The 16515-nt window shown below is 72.5% G+C and carries 16 protein-coding genes; 9 read left to right on the top strand and 7 right to left on the bottom strand.

Annotated features, from left to right (window positions below; translation table 11 throughout):
- The first annotated feature begins 45 nt into the window (after window positions 1-45).
- The gene (locus tag DVK44_RS24540) at window positions 46-420 is read left to right on the top strand and encodes a F0F1 ATP synthase subunit epsilon (RefSeq protein ID WP_114661853.1); all 375 of its coding nucleotides are present in this window, start codon (window positions 46-48) and stop codon (window positions 418-420) included.
- A 127-nt stretch (window positions 421-547) separates the two neighbouring features.
- A complete protein-coding gene (locus DVK44_RS24545) occupies window positions 548-994 on the top strand; it encodes a DUF2550 domain-containing protein (protein ID WP_114661855.1) in 447 nt (148 codons plus the stop codon).
- Between the two features lie 97 nt (window positions 995-1091).
- Here the strand turns inward: DVK44_RS24545 and DVK44_RS24550 are convergent, their stop codons facing one another.
- The 3 genes from DVK44_RS24550 to DVK44_RS24560 all read right to left on the bottom strand — a co-directional run bounded on the left by DVK44_RS24550 (window position 1092) and on the right by DVK44_RS24560 (window position 4789).
- On the bottom strand, window positions 1092-2732 hold the full coding sequence (locus DVK44_RS24550) for a glycosyl hydrolase family 18 protein (protein ID WP_408055413.1): 1641 nt from the start codon (window positions 2730-2732) through the stop codon (window positions 1092-1094).
- Between the two features lie 156 nt (window positions 2733-2888).
- Entirely contained in the window at window positions 2889-3542 is a 654-nt protein-coding gene (locus tag DVK44_RS24555; protein ID WP_114661859.1) for a response regulator, read from the bottom strand.
- Window positions 3539-4789, bottom strand: a complete 1251-nt coding sequence (locus DVK44_RS24560) for a sensor histidine kinase (protein ID WP_228447358.1) — start codon at window positions 4787-4789, stop codon at window positions 3539-3541. The genes DVK44_RS24555 and DVK44_RS24560 overlap by 4 nt, the downstream gene beginning before the upstream one ends.
- Window positions 4790-4945: 156 nt before the next feature.
- Here DVK44_RS24560 and DVK44_RS24565 point away from each other — a divergent pair, with 156 nt between their 5' ends.
- On the top strand, window positions 4946-5530 hold the full coding sequence (locus tag DVK44_RS24565; RefSeq protein WP_114661861.1) for a hypothetical protein: 585 nt from the start codon (window positions 4946-4948) through the stop codon (window positions 5528-5530).
- A 4-nt stretch (window positions 5531-5534) separates the two neighbouring features.
- Here DVK44_RS24565 and DVK44_RS24570 read toward each other — a convergent pair whose 3' ends face one another.
- Complete coding sequence (locus tag DVK44_RS24570) at window positions 5535-6752, bottom strand: MFS transporter (protein ID WP_114661863.1); 1218 nt, start codon at window positions 6750-6752, stop codon at window positions 5535-5537.
- A gap of 152 nt (window positions 6753-6904) precedes the next feature.
- On the opposite strand from DVK44_RS24570, the gene DVK44_RS24575 reads away from it, so the two are divergent.
- Entirely contained in the window at window positions 6905-8077 is a 1173-nt protein-coding gene (locus DVK44_RS24575; RefSeq protein ID WP_114661865.1) for a LacI family DNA-binding transcriptional regulator, read from the top strand.
- 7 nt (window positions 8078-8084) lie between these two features.
- On the opposite strand, the gene DVK44_RS24580 is transcribed toward DVK44_RS24575, so the two are convergent.
- Window positions 8085-8657 (bottom strand): cob(I)yrinic acid a,c-diamide adenosyltransferase, encoded by a 573-nt coding sequence (locus tag DVK44_RS24580; RefSeq protein WP_114661867.1) that lies wholly within the window; start codon window positions 8655-8657, stop codon window positions 8085-8087.
- A 236-nt stretch (window positions 8658-8893) separates the two neighbouring features.
- Here DVK44_RS24580 and DVK44_RS24585 point away from each other — a divergent pair, with 236 nt between their 5' ends.
- The 3 genes from DVK44_RS24585 (at window position 8894) to DVK44_RS24595 (ending at window position 13129) form a co-directional block, all read left to right on the top strand.
- Window positions 8894-9742, top strand: coding sequence for a 3-hydroxyacyl-CoA dehydrogenase family protein (locus DVK44_RS24585; protein WP_114661869.1), 849 nt, complete (start codon window positions 8894-8896; stop codon window positions 9740-9742).
- A gap of 179 nt (window positions 9743-9921) precedes the next feature.
- On the top strand, window positions 9922-10245 hold the full coding sequence (locus tag DVK44_RS24590) for an STAS domain-containing protein (protein WP_114661871.1): 324 nt from the start codon (window positions 9922-9924) through the stop codon (window positions 10243-10245).
- Window positions 10246-10483: 238 nt separating this feature from the next.
- The gene (locus DVK44_RS24595) at window positions 10484-13129 is read left to right on the top strand and encodes an ATP-binding protein (protein ID WP_114661873.1); all 2646 of its coding nucleotides are present in this window, start codon (window positions 10484-10486) and stop codon (window positions 13127-13129) included.
- Window positions 13130-13582: 453 nt separating this feature from the next.
- Here DVK44_RS24595 and nucS read toward each other — a convergent pair whose 3' ends face one another.
- On the bottom strand, window positions 13583-14254 hold the full coding sequence (nucS, locus tag DVK44_RS24600) for an endonuclease NucS (protein WP_181957516.1): 672 nt from the start codon (window positions 14252-14254) through the stop codon (window positions 13583-13585).
- A gap of 212 nt (window positions 14255-14466) precedes the next feature.
- Here nucS and DVK44_RS24605 point away from each other — a divergent pair, with 212 nt between their 5' ends.
- The gene (locus DVK44_RS24605; protein ID WP_114661877.1) at window positions 14467-14859 is read left to right on the top strand and encodes an SCO5389 family protein; all 393 of its coding nucleotides are present in this window, start codon (window positions 14467-14469) and stop codon (window positions 14857-14859) included.
- Between the two features lie 67 nt (window positions 14860-14926).
- Here DVK44_RS24605 and DVK44_RS24610 read toward each other — a convergent pair whose 3' ends face one another.
- A complete protein-coding gene (locus DVK44_RS24610) occupies window positions 14927-15958 on the bottom strand; it encodes an LLM class flavin-dependent oxidoreductase (RefSeq protein WP_114661879.1) in 1032 nt (343 codons plus the stop codon).
- 211 nt (window positions 15959-16169) lie between these two features.
- Between DVK44_RS24610 and DVK44_RS24615 the strand changes: the two genes are divergently transcribed.
- Window positions 16170-16499 (top strand): ATP/GTP-binding protein, encoded by a 330-nt coding sequence (locus tag DVK44_RS24615; protein ID WP_114661881.1) that lies wholly within the window; start codon window positions 16170-16172, stop codon window positions 16497-16499.
- The last annotated feature ends 16 nt before the right edge of the window (window positions 16500-16515 follow it).

Raw genomic sequence — 16515 nt, forward strand, 5'->3', positions numbered from 1 at the left:
CCAACACCCGGCGATACGGCCGGGTGGTGACCCGAGGAGCCCCTCATGGCCGCTGAGCTGCATGTCGAGCTGGTCGCCGCGGACCGCAGCGTCTGGTCCGGCGAGGCCACCCTGGTCGTCGCGCGCATCACGTCCGGCGACATCGGCGTCATGCCCGGTCACCAGCCGCTGCTCGGTGTGCTGGAGTCGGGCCCGGTGACCATCCGTACGAGTGACGGGGGGACGGTCGTCGCCGCTGTGCACGGCGGTTTCCTCTCGTTCGCCGACAACAAGCTCTCGCTGCTGGCGGAGTTCGCCGAGCTGGCGGACGAGATCGACCCCCAGCGTGCGGAGCGGGCGCTGGAGCGCGCGAAGTCGGGTCAGGACGCCGCCGCCGAGCGTCGTGCTGACGTCCGTCTGCGCGCGGTGGCGGCCCGATAGGGGCGGTCACCACGGATTTACCCTCAGCCGCGGCTCGCTCCGGACCCCTCCGGACCGGGTCGCGGCTGAGGCGATGCGGGTGCGGTTCTGTGGTTCCGGTACTGGATGAGCGAGGAGGTCGGTGTTGATGATCCTCGCTCTGCTTGTCTGCGGACTGGTCGTCGTCCTGGTTGCGTTGGGGCTCTTCGTCTTCGGACTGCGCCGGCGGCTGATCCAGCGCTCCGGCGGTACGTTCGACTGCAGTCTGCGGTGGGACGTCTCCGAGGAGCCCGATCTGTCGGGCAAGGGCTGGGTGTACGGGGTCGCCCGTTACAACAGCGACCGGATCAACTGGTTCCGGGTCTTCTCCTACGCCCCGCGCCCGCGCCGTACGCTGGAGCGCTCCGCGATCGAGGTGCTGGCCAGGCGGGCCCCCGAGGGCGAGGAGGAGCTGGCGCTGCTCTCCGACGCCGTCATCCTCGGCTGCGTACACCGGGGGGTACGGCTGGAGCTGGCGATGAGCGACGACGCGCTCACCGGCTTCCTGGCCTGGCTGGAGGCGGCGCCGCCCGGACAGCGGGTCAACGTCGCGTGACGCGGACGCTGACGCGGCTGATGTGATGTGCCTGATGTGACATGACTGAGGGGGCGGTGCCCATGGGCGCCGCCCCCTCGCTCGTACGTCAGGACGGTCAGCCGAGGCCGCTGCTGAGCGCCGTCACCAGCTCGCCATTGGCGGTGTCACCGGTGAAGTCCCAGAAGAACGCCCCGCCCAGACTCTGCTGCTTCGCCCACGCCATCTTCGACGTGATCGTGGCCGGGGTGTCGTAACTCCACCAGTTCGAGCCGCACTTGGCGTACGAGGTGCCCGCGATCGTGCCGGTCGGCGGGCAGGTGTTCTTCAGCACCTTGTAGTCCTCGATGCCCGCCTCGTACGTGCCCGGAGCCGCGCCGGTGGCGGTGCCGCCGGGCGTCGCCTGGGTCACTCCCGTCCAGCCGCGCCCGTAGAAGCCGATCCCGAGGAGCAGCTTCGCGGCCGGCACGCCCTGCGCCTTGAACCGGGCGATCGCGTCGGCGGAGGTGAAGCCCGCCTGGGGGATGCCGGAGTACGAGGTGAGCGGTGAGTGCGGGGCGGTCGGGCCCTGGGCGCTGAAGGCGCCGAAGAAGTCGTACGTCATGACGCTGAGCCAGTTGAGAGACGGCATGGCGCCCGCGTAGTCGACCTTGTCGATCTTGCCGCCGGGCGAGGCGTCGGCCGTGACCGCCGCGGTGACCAGGCTGTTCGTGCCGAACTTGGCGCGCATGGCCTGGGCCATGGTCTTGAAGACGGCGGGTCCGCTGGAGTCGCAGGAGAGCCCGCAGCCGTTCGGGTACTCCCAGTCCAGGTCGATGCCGTCGAAGACATCGGCCCACCGGGGGTCCTTCACCAGGTCGTAACAGGACTGGGCGAAGGCGGTCGGGTTCCGCATGGCCTCGGTGAAGCCGCCGGACCAGGTCCAGCCGCCGAACGACCAGAGGATCTTGAGGTGCGGGTACTTCGCCTTGAGCTTGCGCAGCTGGTTGAAGTTGCCGCTCAGCGGCTGGTCCCAGGTGTCGGCGACGCCGTCCACGGACTGGTCGGCGGTGTATGCCTTCTCGATCGCCGCGTAGCTGTCGCCCATGACGCACTTGCCGCCGACGACATTGCCGAACGAGTAGTTGATGTGGGTGATCTTGGCGGCCGAGCCGGACGTCACCAGATTCTTGACGTGGTAGTTACGGCCGTAGATGCCCCACTCGGTGAAGTAGCCGAGCTTGACCTTGCCGGATGTCCCGGGTGTACCGGGGTCCGGGGTGCCCGGGTCAGGGGTGCCGGGGTCGGGTGTGCCCGGGTCCGGGGTGCCCGTACCGTCGCAGGCGGCGCCGTTGAGCTTGCAGCCGGCGGGGGAGCCGGTGCCGCTTCCGTTGAAGCCGAAGCTGATGGAGGCGCCGGGGGCGAGGGTGCCGTTCCAGGACTTGTTCCTGGCGGTCCAGTGGGTGGCGGCGCCGGTGATGTCGGCGTCCCAGCCGGAGGTGACGGCGGTGCCGGAGGGGAAGTCCCACTCCACGGTCCAGGAGGAGAGGCTGGTGGAGCCGGAGTTGGTGACCGTCCACTTGCCCTCGAAGCCCGAGCCCCAGTCGGAGACCTTGGTGTAGGTGACGGTCGGTCCGGCGGCGACGGCGGAGGCGGCTTGGGTGGTTGCTTGGGCGGAGGTGGTTCGGGCGGCGGCGGCTTGGGTGGGGGTGGCGAGACCGACGAGGGCGCCGAGCGGCAGCAGCAGCGCGGTCAGTCCCGCGACCGTTCTGTGCCGCAGGCGGCGTATGTGGGGGGTCGGCTGGGTGTTCACGTGTGCTCCTCTGATGAGTTGGGTGGGCTCATCGTGCGGTGGCTCCTACCGCACACTGTGCGGTGAGAGTAGAAAGGTCTGGACCACCCGTCAATAGGTCCAGACCAACGGGCCGCAGGGCGCTCAGACGCCCCACTCCCGCGCGAGGACCGCCGCCTGCACCCGGTTGTGCAGCCCCAACTTCCCCAGCAGCCTGCTCACATGGGTCTTCACCGTCGCCTCCGCCATATCGAGACGGACCGCGATCAGCGCGTTCGGCAGCCCCTCACCGAGGCAGGACAGCACCTCGCGCTCCCGCCGGGTCAGCGTGGCCAGCGCCGGGGGACCGGCCGTCCCGGCCGCCGCGCCCATGGGCGGCCGTGCGGCGAACTCCGCGATCAGCCGGCGGGTCACGGCCGGGGCGATCATCCCCTCGCCGCGCGCCACCGTCCGTACGGCCGCGAGCAGTTCACCGGCCTCCGCGTTCTTGAGCAGAAACCCGGCCGCGCCCGCGCGCAGCGCCCCGAAGACATACTCGTCCAGATCGAACGTCGTCAGCACCAGCACATCCGCCAGCCCCTCGGCGACCACCTGCCGGGTCGCCGACACCCCGTCAAGCCGGGGCATCTGCACATCCATCAGCACCACATCGGGGCGGAGTTCGCGGGCCAGCGCCACCGCCGCCAGCCCGTCCGCCGCCTCCCCGGCGACCTCGATGTCCGGGGCGCTGCGCAGGATCAGCACCAGCCCCGCCCGTACCGCCGACTGGTCCTCCGCGACCAGCACCCGGATCGTCATGCCGCACGGCCTCCTTCCGCTACGGGCAGCTCCGCCCGTACCACCCAGCTCCGGCCCGCCGCGTCGGGCCCGGCCTCGAACACCCCGTCCAGCAGCGCCACCCGCTCGCGCATCCCGATCAGCCCGGCGGCCGAGCCGGGGGCGCGCGGGCCGGGGCGCTCCTCGTACGGGCTGCTGATCCGTACCGTCAGCGCGCCTCCCTCGATGGCCAGTTGGACGGTGACGGTACCGGGGGCGGCGTGCTTGAGCGCGTTGGTCAGGGACTCCTGGACGATGCGGTACGCGGCCAGCTCCACCGGCGCGGGGAGTACGGCGCCGGGCGGGCGCCCGTCGTCCAGCGCGAAGCCGAGCCCGCTGGACGCGCCGTTCGTACGGGCCTGCTCCAGCAGGGTGTCCAGCGCGCTCAGGGCCGGGGCGGCGGCCGGGACCCGCGCCTCGCCGCTGTCACCGCCGCCTTCGCCGTCGCGGCTGCGCAGGATGCCGATCAGCCGGCGCATCTCCGCCAGCCCGTCGACGCTGTTCTCCCGGATGACGGCGAGGGCCTCCCGGCTGGTGCGCTCGTCGTCCAGCGAGAGCGCGGCGGTGGAGTGGATCGCGATCGCCGAGAGGTGGCCCGCGACCAGGTCGTGCAGCTCGCGGGCCATCCGCGCGCGCTCGGCGGTGACCGCCTGCGTACGGTCCATCTCCGCGAGCAGCGCGATCTGCGCGGCCCGCAGCCGGGCGGCCTCGGCGGCGTCGCGGTGGTTGCGTACCAGCGCCCCGGTGGAGGCCGGGGTGAAGGCGACCAGGCCGACGGCCAGGCTGACCAGCAGCACATCGGCCCGCTGGAACCAGGCGGTGAGCCCGATCGCCGCCGCCACCGTGAGCGCCCCCGTGACCCGGGGGATACGGCGGGCGGCGGACGGGGGACCGTACAGCACCGCCGCGTAGACCAGGTCCGTGTACATCAGGACGGTCGCGACGCTGCCCGTCGTGAACTGGTCGCAGACCAGCGCGGCCGTGCCGATCGCCAGAGCGGTCCGGGGCGCGGTCCTGCGCAGCAGTTCGAGACCGGCCATGACGGTCAGCGGCAGCAGCACCCAAGGCCCCGGCAGCAGCCGTACGCCCTGGAAGCTCAGCCCGAGGGCCCACAGGGCGAGCCCGCCGACCAGCCCGGCGGCGGCGATCAGCACATCGTCGCGGTGCGGCCGGAGGGAGCTGGACCGGAGGGCGGACCGGAGCGAGGGCCGGAGGGCGGCGGTGGACACCGCACCATCCAACACCGGGGGCCGGTCCCCGGTCCTCATCGCCGTGGAGGAGCCGGACTGCATCGAAGGATGCAGTCCCGTCTCGTCACCGCCGACGACGCGGCGCGGGCCCGGGGCCGGGAGGCTGGAGAGCGGAGAGAGGGAGGGAGTGCCGGAGTGATCGTCATACTGATCATCATCTGCGAGATCGGTTTCTGGGTGCTGCTGGCCGCCGGTCTGGCGCTGCGCTATCTGGCGCGGCTGCCGCGTCTGGGCGGGGCGGTCCTGCTGCTGGAACCGCTGCTGGAGGCCGTCCTGCTGACCGTCACGGTCATCGACCTCAGGAACGGCGCGGAGCCGGACTGGAAGCACGGTCTTGCCGCGCTCTACATCGGCTTCACCGTCGGCTACGGCCACTACACGATCAAGCGGATAGACGGCTGGGTCGCCCACCGCTTCGCGGGCGGCCCGCCCCCGGTCCGGCCGCCGCGCTACGGCATGGCGCGGGCCCGTTACGAGGGCGGGCTGTGGCTGCGTACCGCCATCGCCGCCACCGTCACGCTGGTCCTGCTCCAGCTGGCCATCGCGTACGTGGGGGACGCGAGCCGGACCGGGCCGCTGACGGAGTGGCAGGCGCTGGCGGTACGGGCGGCCGGGATCCACGGGGTGATCGCGCTGACGTATCTGCTGTGGCCCAGGAAGCCGCCGAAGGACCTGGCGGGGGAGGAGGAGCCGGTCCCGGTGACGGTGACGAGGCGCTGAGCGCTCAGCCGTTGGCGGCTTCGGTGGCCGGCCGGGCCGCCGCTCGGGACAGCGTGCCCGCGACGACCGCGGCCACCGCGACGGCGAGCATCGCGTTGCGCAGCCCCACATGCTCGCCGAGGAGGCCCAGCGCGGGCGGCCCCGCCAGGAACGCGAGATAGCCGGTGGTGGCCACGGCGCTGACCCGGGCGGCGGCCCCGTGCGGGGTGTCCCCGGCCGCCGAGAGGGTGACGGGGAAGCCGAGCGAGGCGCCGAGCCCCCACAGCACGACGGCGACGGCGGCCGGCGCCGGGTGCGGCGAGAGCACCACGACCAGGATCCCCCCGGCGGCGAACACCGCGCTCGTACGGACCACGGTGGTGCGGCCGAAGCGGGCGAGGACGTACTCGCCGCAGAACCGGCCGACCGTCATGGCCACCGCGAAGAGCGTGTAGACCAGCGAGCCCGCGGCCGAGCCCAGCCCGTAACCGTCCACCATGATCAGCGGCAGCCAGTCGTTGGCCGCGCCCTCGACCAGCGCCATGCCCAGCACGATGATCCCCAGCATCCGCACCCGCGGCTCGCGCCAGACCGCCAGCCGCTCGGCCGGGGTCAGCCGCGGCGCGTCGGTGGAGCCGGCGGTCTCCCGGCCGGTGTGCGCGGGCATCTGGAGCACCGCCCAGAGCGCGACCGGCGCGCAGAGCGCCGCCACCGCCCACAGATGCCATACGACGGGGAAGTCGACGGCCGCCAGCAGGATGCCGAGGGCCGCGCCCACGACCGTACCCGCGCTGAAACAGCCGTGCAGGGCGGGCAGTACGGGGCGGTCCAGGGCCTGTTCCACCGCCGCGCCCTCGACGTTGACGGCGATCTCCATCAGCCCGCTGCCGGAGCCGAACAGCATCAGGGCGCAGAAGACCCCGGCCGCGCTGCCGGCCGCCGCGCCGGCGCCCAGGACCACCATGCCGAGGACGACCAGGGAGACCCCCGCCGCGGCCACGGGCCGGCCGCCGCGGCGGGCGACGAGATAGCCGGAGGCGAGCACACCGGCCATCGCGCCCACGGACAGCCCGAAGATGACGATGCCCATGCCCGCGGTCGACGCGCCGATCTCGTCGCGGATGGCGGGCGTACGGGTCACCCAGGACGACATGGACACCCCGACGACGCCGAACAGGGCGAACAGCCCGCCGCGCCAGCGCCGTACGCGCCGGGCGCCGGCGATCTCCTCGATGGTCGTCATTGCGGCTGCCTCTCCTGTGATGTACCCCGCGTGTGATGTACGACGATGCTGTATCGATACAGCATCGTCGCTACAGCACGCTGTCATAAGGTCGGGGAGCGCGGCAAGACATATAGGGACGGCATATATACGGGCACATCCGGGAGGAACAGATGGCGACCCTGAAGGACGTGGCCCGGGTGGCCGGAGTCTCGGTGATGAGCGTCTCCAACGTCCTGAACGGCACCGGACGGTTCTCCCCCGAGATGCGCGAGCGTGTCCACCGGGCCGCCGAGCGCGTCGGCTACGCGGGCCCCGACCCGGCCGCCGCCTCACTGCGCCGCAAACGCACCGGCACCCTCGGCGTCGTCCTGCCGCTCCCGCTGGAGATGGCCTTCGCGGACCCGGCCGCCACGGCCTTCCTCCAGGGCGTCTCCCGCGAGTTCCACCGGCGCGAGACGGGGCTGACCCTGCTCGCGCTGCCGCACGCCGCCGGTCCCCTCGAACGGCACGCCGCCGCCCCCGCCGAGCGGGTGGCCCGCGCACCACTGGCCGCGCTGGAGCGGGCGGTGATCGACGCGGCGCTCCTCTACAGCGTCGAGGAGGACCACCCGGGGCTCGACATCCTGGCCCGGCGCGCGCTGCCCGTCCTGGCCGTCGACTCGCCGGGCCCGGACAACGGACTCGCCCACTTCGGCGCCGCCTGGGGCGGCTTCGTCACCGTGGACGACCACGGCGGGGCGCTCGCCGCCGCCCGCCATCTCACCGCCCTCGGCCACCGGCGCGCCGTCATCCTCGTCGACCGGCTCACCGCGCAGCCCCGGCTGGGACCCGTCGGCTGGCCCGAGGCGCTCGCCACCACCAGCGCCGTCGTACGCCGCCGGCTGACCGGCTACCGCGACGCCTGGACGGAGGCCGGACTGCCGCTCGGCGATCTCGGCGTCGTCGAATGCGGCTCCGTCGACGCCGACGCCGGCCATACGGCCTGCCACCAGGTGCTCAGCGGTCCCGGGCCGCGCCCCACCGCCCTGCTCGCCGTGGCCGACACGCTCGCCATCGGCGCGTCCCGCGCGGCCCGCGCGTACGGCCTCACGCTCCCCGGCCAGCTCTCCGTCGTGGGGTACGACGACATCCCGGCGGCGGCCACCGAGCCGCTCCCGCTGACCACCGTTCACCAGCCCACCGTCGAGAAGGGCGAGACGGCGGCCCGCCTCCTGCTCGACCGCACCCACCCCGCTCCCGCCGGGCCCGGCGCGGCCGCCACCGCCACCGACGAGCCGTGCCGCCGCGAACTGCCCACCCGGCTCGTCGTCCGCGCCAGCGCCGCCCGCCCGGCGGCCGGGTGACAAGAGGTCAGCGCTCCCCGCCCGGCACCCACAGCACGTCCCCGACCTCCTTGTTCGCCACCCGGGCCAGAATGAACAGCAGGTCCGAGAGCCGGTTCAGATACGTCGCCGTCAGGGCGTTCATGGACTCCCCGTGCACATCGAACGCCGCCCACGTCGAGCGCTCCGCGCGCCGTACCACCGTGCACGCCTGGTGCAGCAGGGCCGCGCCGGGCGTACCACCCGGGAGGATGAAGCTGCGGAGCTTGTCCAGCGACTCCAGGAAGTGGTCGCAGTCCGCCTCCAGCTTGTCGATGTACGACTGCTCGACGCGCAACGGCGGGTACTTGGGATCCGCCACGACCGGGTTGGACAGGTCCGCGCCCACGTCGAAGAGGTCGTTCTGCACCCGGACCAGGACCTTGACGACCTCCGGCGCCAGCTGCCCGAGCGCGATCGCTGTACCGATGACGGCGTTGGCCTCGTTGGCGTCGGCGTACGCGGAGATCCGGAGGTCGGTCTTGGCGGTACGGCTCATGTCGCCGAGCGCCGTGGTGCCCTTGTCGCCGGTGCGGGTGTAGATACGCGTCAGATTGACCATGCGGCCAGCCTAATGAGCCGCCCCGCCCCCGGCGGCACGCCCGGCGGTCCGTACTCAAGTACGCGCCGCGCGGCGCCTGATGGACCCGGCCGGTGTGATGTCCGTCATGTGAGACGTGACGCGCATCTCTTCGCCGTTACACGGCCGTCCGTGACCGCTAACCTCCGGCAGAGCGGGAAGCGTAAAAGTGACGTCAAGGCTGAACAGAAGCCATTCGAGAATCGTGGGGTAACACCGTGGCCAGGAAGCTCGCCGTAGTCGGAGCCGGACTCATGGGTTCCGGAATCGCGCAGGTCGCGGCCCAGGCGGGCTGGGATGTCGTCCTGCGCGATGTCACCGACGCGGCGCTGGCCAGGGGAGTGGACGGCATCCGGGCCTCGTACGGCAGGTTCGTCGCCAAGGGGAAGCTGGAGGAGGCCGACGCCGACACGGCCCTCTCCCGGATCACCACGACCACCGACCTCGACGCCGTCGCCGACGCGGACGTCGTGGTCGAAGCGGTCTTCGAGAAGCTCGACGTCAAGCACGAGATCTTCCGCGCGCTCGACAAGCTCGTCCGGGACGACGCCGTGCTCGCCTCCAACACCTCCGCCATCCCGATCACCAAGATCGCGGCGGTGACCGGCCGCCCGGAGCGCGTCGTCGGTACGCACTTCTTCTCGCCCGTGCCGATGATGCGGCTCTGTGAGCTGGTGCGCGGCTACAAGACCAGCGACGAAACGCTCGCCACCGCGCGGGAGTTCGCCGAGTCCATCGGCAAGACCTGCATCGTCGTCAACCGCGATGTCGCGGGCTTCGTCACCACCCGGCTGATCTCCGCGCTCGTGGTCGAGGCCGCCAAGCTCTACGAGTCGGGCGTGGCGTCCGCCGAGGACATCGACATCGCCTGCAAGCTGGGCTTCGGCCACGCCATGGGCCCGCTCGCCACCGCCGACCTGACCGGGGTCGACATCCTGCTCCACGCGAGCGACAACATCTACACCGAGTCCCAGGACGAGAAGTTCGCCCCGCCTGAGCTGATGCGCCGGATGGTGGACGCGGGTGACATCGGGCGCAAGAGCGGGCAGGGCTTCTACACGCACTGAACCGGCCGCCCATGAGCCGGATCGGCCGAATCCCATCACCCCGCAGGGTGAATTCGGTATCGGTTCGCTCACGAACGGCAACTTCTCCGGCCGTCCGGCCGTCAGTTGTTGAAGGTACGGAAAAACACCGGATACAGATTCAGGCACCGAGCACGGAAAAGCACTCTCGGGGAGCGCATATGCACATCAGGGGCGACCACGCCGAGCTGGTCGTCGGGGGCCGCCTCGACGTCCGCAGCGCGGCGGACGCCCGTACGGTCCTGCACGCGGCCGTCGACGAGGGAGCCGGCGATCTGGTGCTCGACCTCACCGAACTGGACTCCTGGGACGCCACCGGACTCGGCGTCATCATGGGAGCCCACCGACGGGCGGGGCGGTGCGGCCGCAGGCTTGTGCTGAGGGGTGTCCCCCCGCAGATGCAGCGTCTGCTGGTGGCCACCCGGCTCCATCGCATTCTCGCCATCGAGGGCGGCATCGCCGCTGAATCGCTTCCTCGGGTCTGACCTGGAGCGACAGAACGGCCCGGTCCTTGCGGGACCGAGCCGGGCACACCGCACAATCCTCATAAGACCGTGATGTCTTGGACTGCTGACCACCCCGGCTGTTCGTGGATACTGACCCGAGGTCTAGGGTTCGCCCGTCTGCGAATTGACCGACCCGTAGAGCAGGCACCGGACCAGAAGCGACAGATGGGCGTGTGAGGCCGGGGGCACCGCACGCCACGATCTGGGGGGCTTTCCCATGGACCCGATACACCGGGGACCGGACGAGTACGAGCGCGACGACGTGCGGGGCACGGCGGCCGACGACGCGGGCCGCCCCGGTCCCTCCGACAGCTCGGACCGCGCCGACCACCCCGTATCCGGCGGTGAACACGGCTCGGCCGTGGCGCACATCAAGGGCGGCGGCGTCACCCCGCCGCCCGTCCGCACCGTTCAGCTCATCTCCGGCGACCTCCTGCTGACCGTCAACCCCGTTGACGGCAGCGAGATCGAGCGCTGCCCGCCCGGCAGCCGGCCCGACGCGCCCGAACGCCGCACCGCCGAGGAGCGCGCCGACCTCCAGCGCGCGGGCCGCCCGCCCGTACCGCCGGGGCCCGCCGCGCAGCCGCTGCCGCTGCTGGAGCGGCGGGAGGAGCGCGAGCGGCTCGCGGAGCTGCTGGGCCGCGGCCGGTCCGTCCGGCTGACCGGCCAGGCCGGCTCCGGCCGGACCGCGCTGCTCGAAGCCGTCGCCACCGACTGCGCGGACCTCGCGCCCGACGGAGTCGTACGCCTCTCCGGCCACCGCCGCACCACCACCGAGCTGCTGTACGAGCTGTACGCCGCCGTCCACAAGGCACCGCGCTACCGGCCCGACCGTACGGAACTGCACGAAGCCGTCCGCGGCATCGGCGCCGTCGTCGTCCTGGACGACCTCGAACTCGGCGGCGAGGCGCTGGACGAACTCCTCGCGGCCACCCCCGAATGCGCCTACCTCCTCGCCGCCACCCCGGAGACCGAGCAGCCCTCCGCGGGCGCCCGCCTCGACGAGGTCCCGCTCGGCGGACTCGGCCGCGGCTCCTCGCTCGAACTCCTCGAACGCATCGTGGACCGCGCCCTCACCGACGAGGAGGCGAACTGGGCGGGCGACCTCTGGTTCGAGTCCGAGGGCCTGCCGCTTCGCTTCGTCCAGGCGGGCTCGCTGCTGCGCCAGCGCGATCTGCTGCGCGGCGGCGCCGATCTCTCCGACGAGTTCGAGCCCTTCGCACGCGTGTCCGGCGACGCGCTGCCGGTCGTGGCCGGCGCCGGTGACGCCGCCGACGGGTACGACACCCCGCTGCCCACCCTCGGCGAGGGCGCCGCGCCCGCCGCGCTCCTCGCCTCCCGGCTCAGCGACGCCGCCCGCGCCACCCTCCGCTTCGCCGTCGCCCTCGGCGGCGAGGTCCCGCACCAGGCGCATCTGCCGGCCCTCGTCGGTGACACCCACGCCGACGCGGCCCTCGGCGAGCTGATGAGCTGCGGACTGCTCACCCCCGTCGGCCCGCGCTACCGGCTCGCCCCCGGCGTCGCCGCGCAGCTCACGGCCCGCGGGTACGCGGACGACGCCGCCGGTCACGCCCACACGGCCGCCCAGCACTACGCCTGGTGGGCGGGGCACCCCTCGGTCACCCCCGAGCGCGCCGTCGCCGAGGCCGACGCGATCCTCGCGGCGATGGGCCCGCTGGTCGCGGGCGAGCCGATGGCCTCCCCGGGCACCTCCGACCGGGAGGCCGGCCACCCGAGCGCCGCCGTTCTGCTCGCCCGCAGCGCCGCGCCCGCGTTCCTCGCCGGGCTGCACTGGGGCGCGCTGGAACGGGTCCTGCGGACCGGCTCCGAGGCCGCGCGGCTCGCCGGCGAGGTCGCCGAAGAAGCCTACTTCCACCACGAGTTGGGCGTCCTCGCGCTCTGCGTGGGCAATCTGCCGCTCGCCCGCGCGGAGCTGGAGGCGTCCATCGCCCTGCGCGGCGCCGTCGCCGACAAGGTCGGTACGGTCGCGGGCCGCCGGGCGCTCGCCCTGGTCACCGACCGCGAGGGCGGTCCCCGGGGGCTCTCGTCGTCGCTCGTACGGCACGAGGCACCGGCCCGCTCGGCGGCGCCCGTACCCCTGGCCCTGCCGCCGTCCCCGGCGGACGCCACTCCCACGGAGGTACACGCGCCGATGCGGGCGCTGCCGGCGGGGCCCGGCGGTTACACGGGGCCCGGCGCGCTCGGCGGCGGCCCGGGTGGTTCCGGCGGTCCGGGCGGTCCCGGCTCCGGCGAGAACGCGACGCTGGTGTCCCGGCAGGGCGCCGCGCCGTCCGGCCGCCGCCCGGCCTTCGGCGGCGCCCGGCGCAACCTGGTCGCGGCGGGCGCGGGCGCGGTGCTCGCGGCCGTACTCGGCACGGTCGTCACGATCGGCGCGACCTCGGGCAACGAGAAGGCCCCGGTGGACAAGCTCCGTACGGAACAGTCCGCCGACCCGGACAGCAGCGACGACCCCGGCACCGACGACCAGCCCGTCGGCAGCACGAACGACGACCCCGGCACTCCGCTCATCGAGCCGAATACCCCGGATGCCCCGACACGGACGACCAGCGACGGTCCGTCCGAGTCGGCGACCCCCACGGACAGCCCGTCCGACGACGGCACGGACCCGTCGGACGACGGCACGGACCCGTCCCAGCCCCCGGAGCCCACCCCCACGCCCACCCCCACACACTCGTCCACGTCACCGCCCACCCCCACGTCGGAACCCCCCGCGTCCCCTCCGACCTCGGAGGAACCCACCACCAACCCCACCGACACGGACACGGAACCCCCTCCGACAACCCCGGAGAACACCCTGAGCGCCCCCATGACCTCAGAACCGACCCCGGACGACGTGGTGTAGGGGCCGGGGGGCGTGGTGCGGCTGGTTGCCTCGGTGCCGGGGGCCGGGGCACTCCGGAGGCGCATCCCCGGATGCATGATTTACGCCGCGTGCGGCTCCGTCGGCCGACTGCGGACCGTACAGCGGCACAAATCACGCTCTACATCCGGGGACGTCACCTCCTGCGACCCCGGCCCCCTCCGTCGGTGGACGGCCGGGCCACGAACCCTCCGGGCCCCGGGCCCGGTGGGTCTGTGCGGGCGGGGAAGGGGGCACCGCAGGGGGTGCGTGTCCGGACGTAAAGCGCGATTTGTGCCGCTGAGCGAAACCCGCGGGTCTCTACCGGCCCGCACGCGGCGTAAATCGTGCAGTCCGGGCGCGTGCCACCGGAGGGGGCCCCGGCGACAACCCGCACGTGTGCACCGGGCTCAGCCCAAGACGGACCACGGCCCCTCGCCGGGAGGCGCACCCGCCCTAAAACAAGCGCAGCTTGTCGTCCTCGATGCCCCTCAGCCCGTTGTAGTCCAGCACCACGCACCCAATACCCCGGTCCGTAGCCAGCACCCGCGCCTGCGGCTTGATCTCCTGCGCCGCGAAGACCCCCCGGACCGGCGCCAAGTGCGGGTCGCGGTTGAGGAGTTCGAGGTAGCGGGTGAGCTGCTCGACGCCGTCGATCTCGCCGCGGCGCTTGATCTCGACCGCCACGGTCGCCCCGTCCGCGTCGCGGCAGAGGATGTCGACGGGGCCGATCGCCGTGGGGTACTCGCGGCGGATCAGGGTGTAGCCCTCGCCGAGTGTCTCGATGCGGTCGGCGAGCAGCTCCTGGAGGTGCGCTTCCACGCCGTCCTTGATGAGGCCGGGGTCGACGCCCAGTTCATGGGAGGAGTCGTGGAGGACTTCCTCCATGGTGATGATCAATTTCTCGCCCGCTTTGTTGACGACGGTCCATACACCGGCGTCGTCGTCCACACCTTCCTTGAGCGTGCAGGGTGGCGACATCCAGTTGAGCGGTTTGTATGCCCGGTCGTCGGCGTGGATGGACACACTGCCGTCGGCTTTGACCAGGATGAGACGGGGCGAAGAGGGCAGGTGGGCGGTGAGCCGGCCCGCGTAGTCGACGGAGCAGCGGGCGATGACGAGACGCATGGTCGGCAACGCTATCCGACCGCCCGGGCCCCGCGCGATTCGCCCCGGAAGCCCCGTTCGTTATTGGCCGGTTGTGGTCCCATTCTCCTGGTGCGGGCCGGGCGGCGCGCCTAACGTGGAAGCAGGAGGTCGCCGGTCGTGCACGCTGCGTCGTCGTCGCCTCCTTCCCTGCCCGTAAGGCCCCGCATCCCGGGGTCGCGAGAGGAGAACCCATGTCGCTCGACGTCTCACCGGCGCTGTTGGAACAGGCCGAGCGAGGCGAGGTCGACGAAGCGGAATTCGTCGACTGCGTCCGGACCTCCCTGCCCTACGCATGGGAGATGATCAGTTCTCTGGTGGCACAGCAGAAGGTGGACGGCACCCCGTTCGCCGACAACCAGACGCCCCCGCCGGACGAGCAGGCTCGCGGTCAGCTGCTGCGCGCGCTCGCCAGTGATGCCATTCGTGGCGCCCTTCAGCGACATTTCGGAGTGCGGCTCGCATTCCAGAACTGCCACCGTGTCGCGGTGTTTCCGTTGGACCCCGCGGTGGACGAGCGGCTGGCCCGCTTCACCTCGGTGAGGGCCCAGCTGCTCAATCAGTCTCCCGAACTCCGGGATTGCTGACGCCTCTTGCTGCCGCTCCGCGCTGTGGAGGTGTCATGGCGCCGGAGCGGCAGCCGTCGGAAACGGATCAGACGAGGAGCGGCAGGACGTCGGTGCCCAGGCGCCGTACGTTCTCCTCGGTCGACGAGAGATCGCCCGACCCCTCCACGAGCAGGGCGAACCGGGTGATGCCCGTACGTTCGGCGGTGGCCGCGAGGCGGTCCGCGGCGAGCCGGGCCGGGCCCACCGGGTGCAGGCCGCAGAGGAGTTCGGTGTAGCCGACGGGGTCCCGCATGGGCCGCTGCCGGCCGTCGACCGTCACATGCGCGCCCAGGCCCTGCCGCAGCCAGCCCGGCATCGCCTTGACCAGGGTCTCGACGGCCTCGGCCCGGTGGTCGGCGATCTGCGCCACCCCGGCGGAGACATGCGCGGCGTGCGCGATCTCCGCGGCCGGGCGGCCCGCCTCGCGTGCGTGGGCGCGCCACAGGGCGACCATCTCCGCCTTCTCGTCGTCGCCGCAGTGCATGCCCAGCAGCATCGGCAGTCCGCTCTCCGCGGCGAGCTTCACACTGCGCGGTGACGTACAGGCCATGATCGTCTCGGGGCCGCCGGCGCCCGTGCCGAGCAGTTCGTCCGGGCTCGGTACGACCGGGACCTCGCGGAAGACGAAACGGTCCCCGTCGGCCGAGACGCGCGGCTCGCGGAGCCAGCGCAGGAGCAGGCCGAGGGATTCCGGAAAGTCCCGCTCGTAGGCCCTCAGGCCCGTCCCGAACACCTCCAGGTCGACCCAGGGTCCGCCGCGGCCCACGCCGAGCGTGAACCGGCCGCCGGACAGGAGGTGCAGCAGCGCCGCCTGTTCGCCGAGCGCCACCGGATGTACGTTCGGCAACACGCTGACCGCCGTACCCACCCGGATGTGGCGGGTCCGGCCGAGCAGCACGCCGGCCAGGGTGACGGCCGACGGGCAGACGCCGTACGGCACGAAATGGTGCTCGGCGAGCCAGACGGCGTCGAGCCCGGATTCCTCGGCCAGTTCGGTGGTGCGCACCGCCCGGTGCAGCGCTTCCCCCGGTCCCTGGCCCGGGAACTGGGCGGCCAGTACAAAAGCTCCAACACGCATCGCCTTCTGCCTCCTCGCGGCCGACGCGACTCCCCCTACCGGCAACAACGCCTGACACGTGCCAAAGGCACGGCCCGGCGGAAAAATCTTGCGATTGTCCGCTAAGTACGGTCCTCGGAAGGGGTGGGCCGGTGCCGCGCGGGACGTGTACCCCGTGGCCCGGGCCGTAGGCTGGGGGAGATTCCGTGCCGTCGGCCCCGTGAGGTGTCCTGTGTCCCCGCGTCGTAACCGCCCCCGAGGCGGCGAGAATCCGACCGAGCGTGCCGGTGAGGCGGGGGAGCGGTACGGCGGGTTCCAGCGGTCCGAAACATGGCAGGGCGAGAATTGGTCAGTCCGCCACGTGGCCGGGGCAAGTGCCGCGGGCAAGCGGTACCGCTGCCCGGGGTGCGATCAGGAGATCCCCTCGGCGCAGCCGCATGTGGTGGCGTGGCCCGAGTACGGGGGCGTGGACGACCGGCGCCACTGGCACCAGGCGTGCTGGAACGCGAAGGACCGCCGCACCTCGCGGGTGCAGCGGTCCCGTAACGCGCCGAAGTACTGAGGCCGGACCCGGCCCC

This window comes from Streptomyces paludis, assembly GCF_003344965.1.
Lineage (GTDB): Bacteria > Actinomycetota > Actinomycetes > Streptomycetales > Streptomycetaceae > Streptomyces > Streptomyces paludis.

Coding starts and splice junctions, on each gene's coding strand:
- DVK44_RS24540 (WP_114661853.1), top strand. CDS start 46: ATGGCCGCTGAGCTGCATGTCGAGCTGGTCGCCGCGGACCGCAGCGTC.
- DVK44_RS24570 (WP_114661863.1), bottom strand. CDS start 6,752: ATGACGACCATCGAGGAGATCGCCGGCGCCCGGCGCGTACGGCGCTGG.
- DVK44_RS24575 (WP_114661865.1), top strand. CDS start 6,905: ATGGCGACCCTGAAGGACGTGGCCCGGGTGGCCGGAGTCTCGGTGATG.
- DVK44_RS24605 (WP_114661877.1), top strand. CDS start 14,467: ATGTCGCTCGACGTCTCACCGGCGCTGTTGGAACAGGCCGAGCGAGGC.
- nucS (WP_181957516.1), bottom strand. CDS start 14,254: ATGCGTCTCGTCATCGCCCGCTGCTCCGTCGACTACGCGGGCCGGCTC.
- DVK44_RS24595 (WP_114661873.1), top strand. CDS start 10,484: ATGGACCCGATACACCGGGGACCGGACGAGTACGAGCGCGACGACGTG.
- DVK44_RS24590 (WP_114661871.1), top strand. CDS start 9,922: ATGCACATCAGGGGCGACCACGCCGAGCTGGTCGTCGGGGGCCGCCTC.
- DVK44_RS24555 (WP_114661859.1), bottom strand. CDS start 3,542: ATGACGATCCGGGTGCTGGTCGCGGAGGACCAGTCGGCGGTACGGGCG.
- DVK44_RS24545 (WP_114661855.1), top strand. CDS start 548: ATGATCCTCGCTCTGCTTGTCTGCGGACTGGTCGTCGTCCTGGTTGCG.
- DVK44_RS24610 (WP_114661879.1), bottom strand. CDS start 15,958: ATGCGTGTTGGAGCTTTTGTACTGGCCGCCCAGTTCCCGGGCCAGGGA.
- DVK44_RS24580 (WP_114661867.1), bottom strand. CDS start 8,657: ATGGTCAATCTGACGCGTATCTACACCCGCACCGGCGACAAGGGCACC.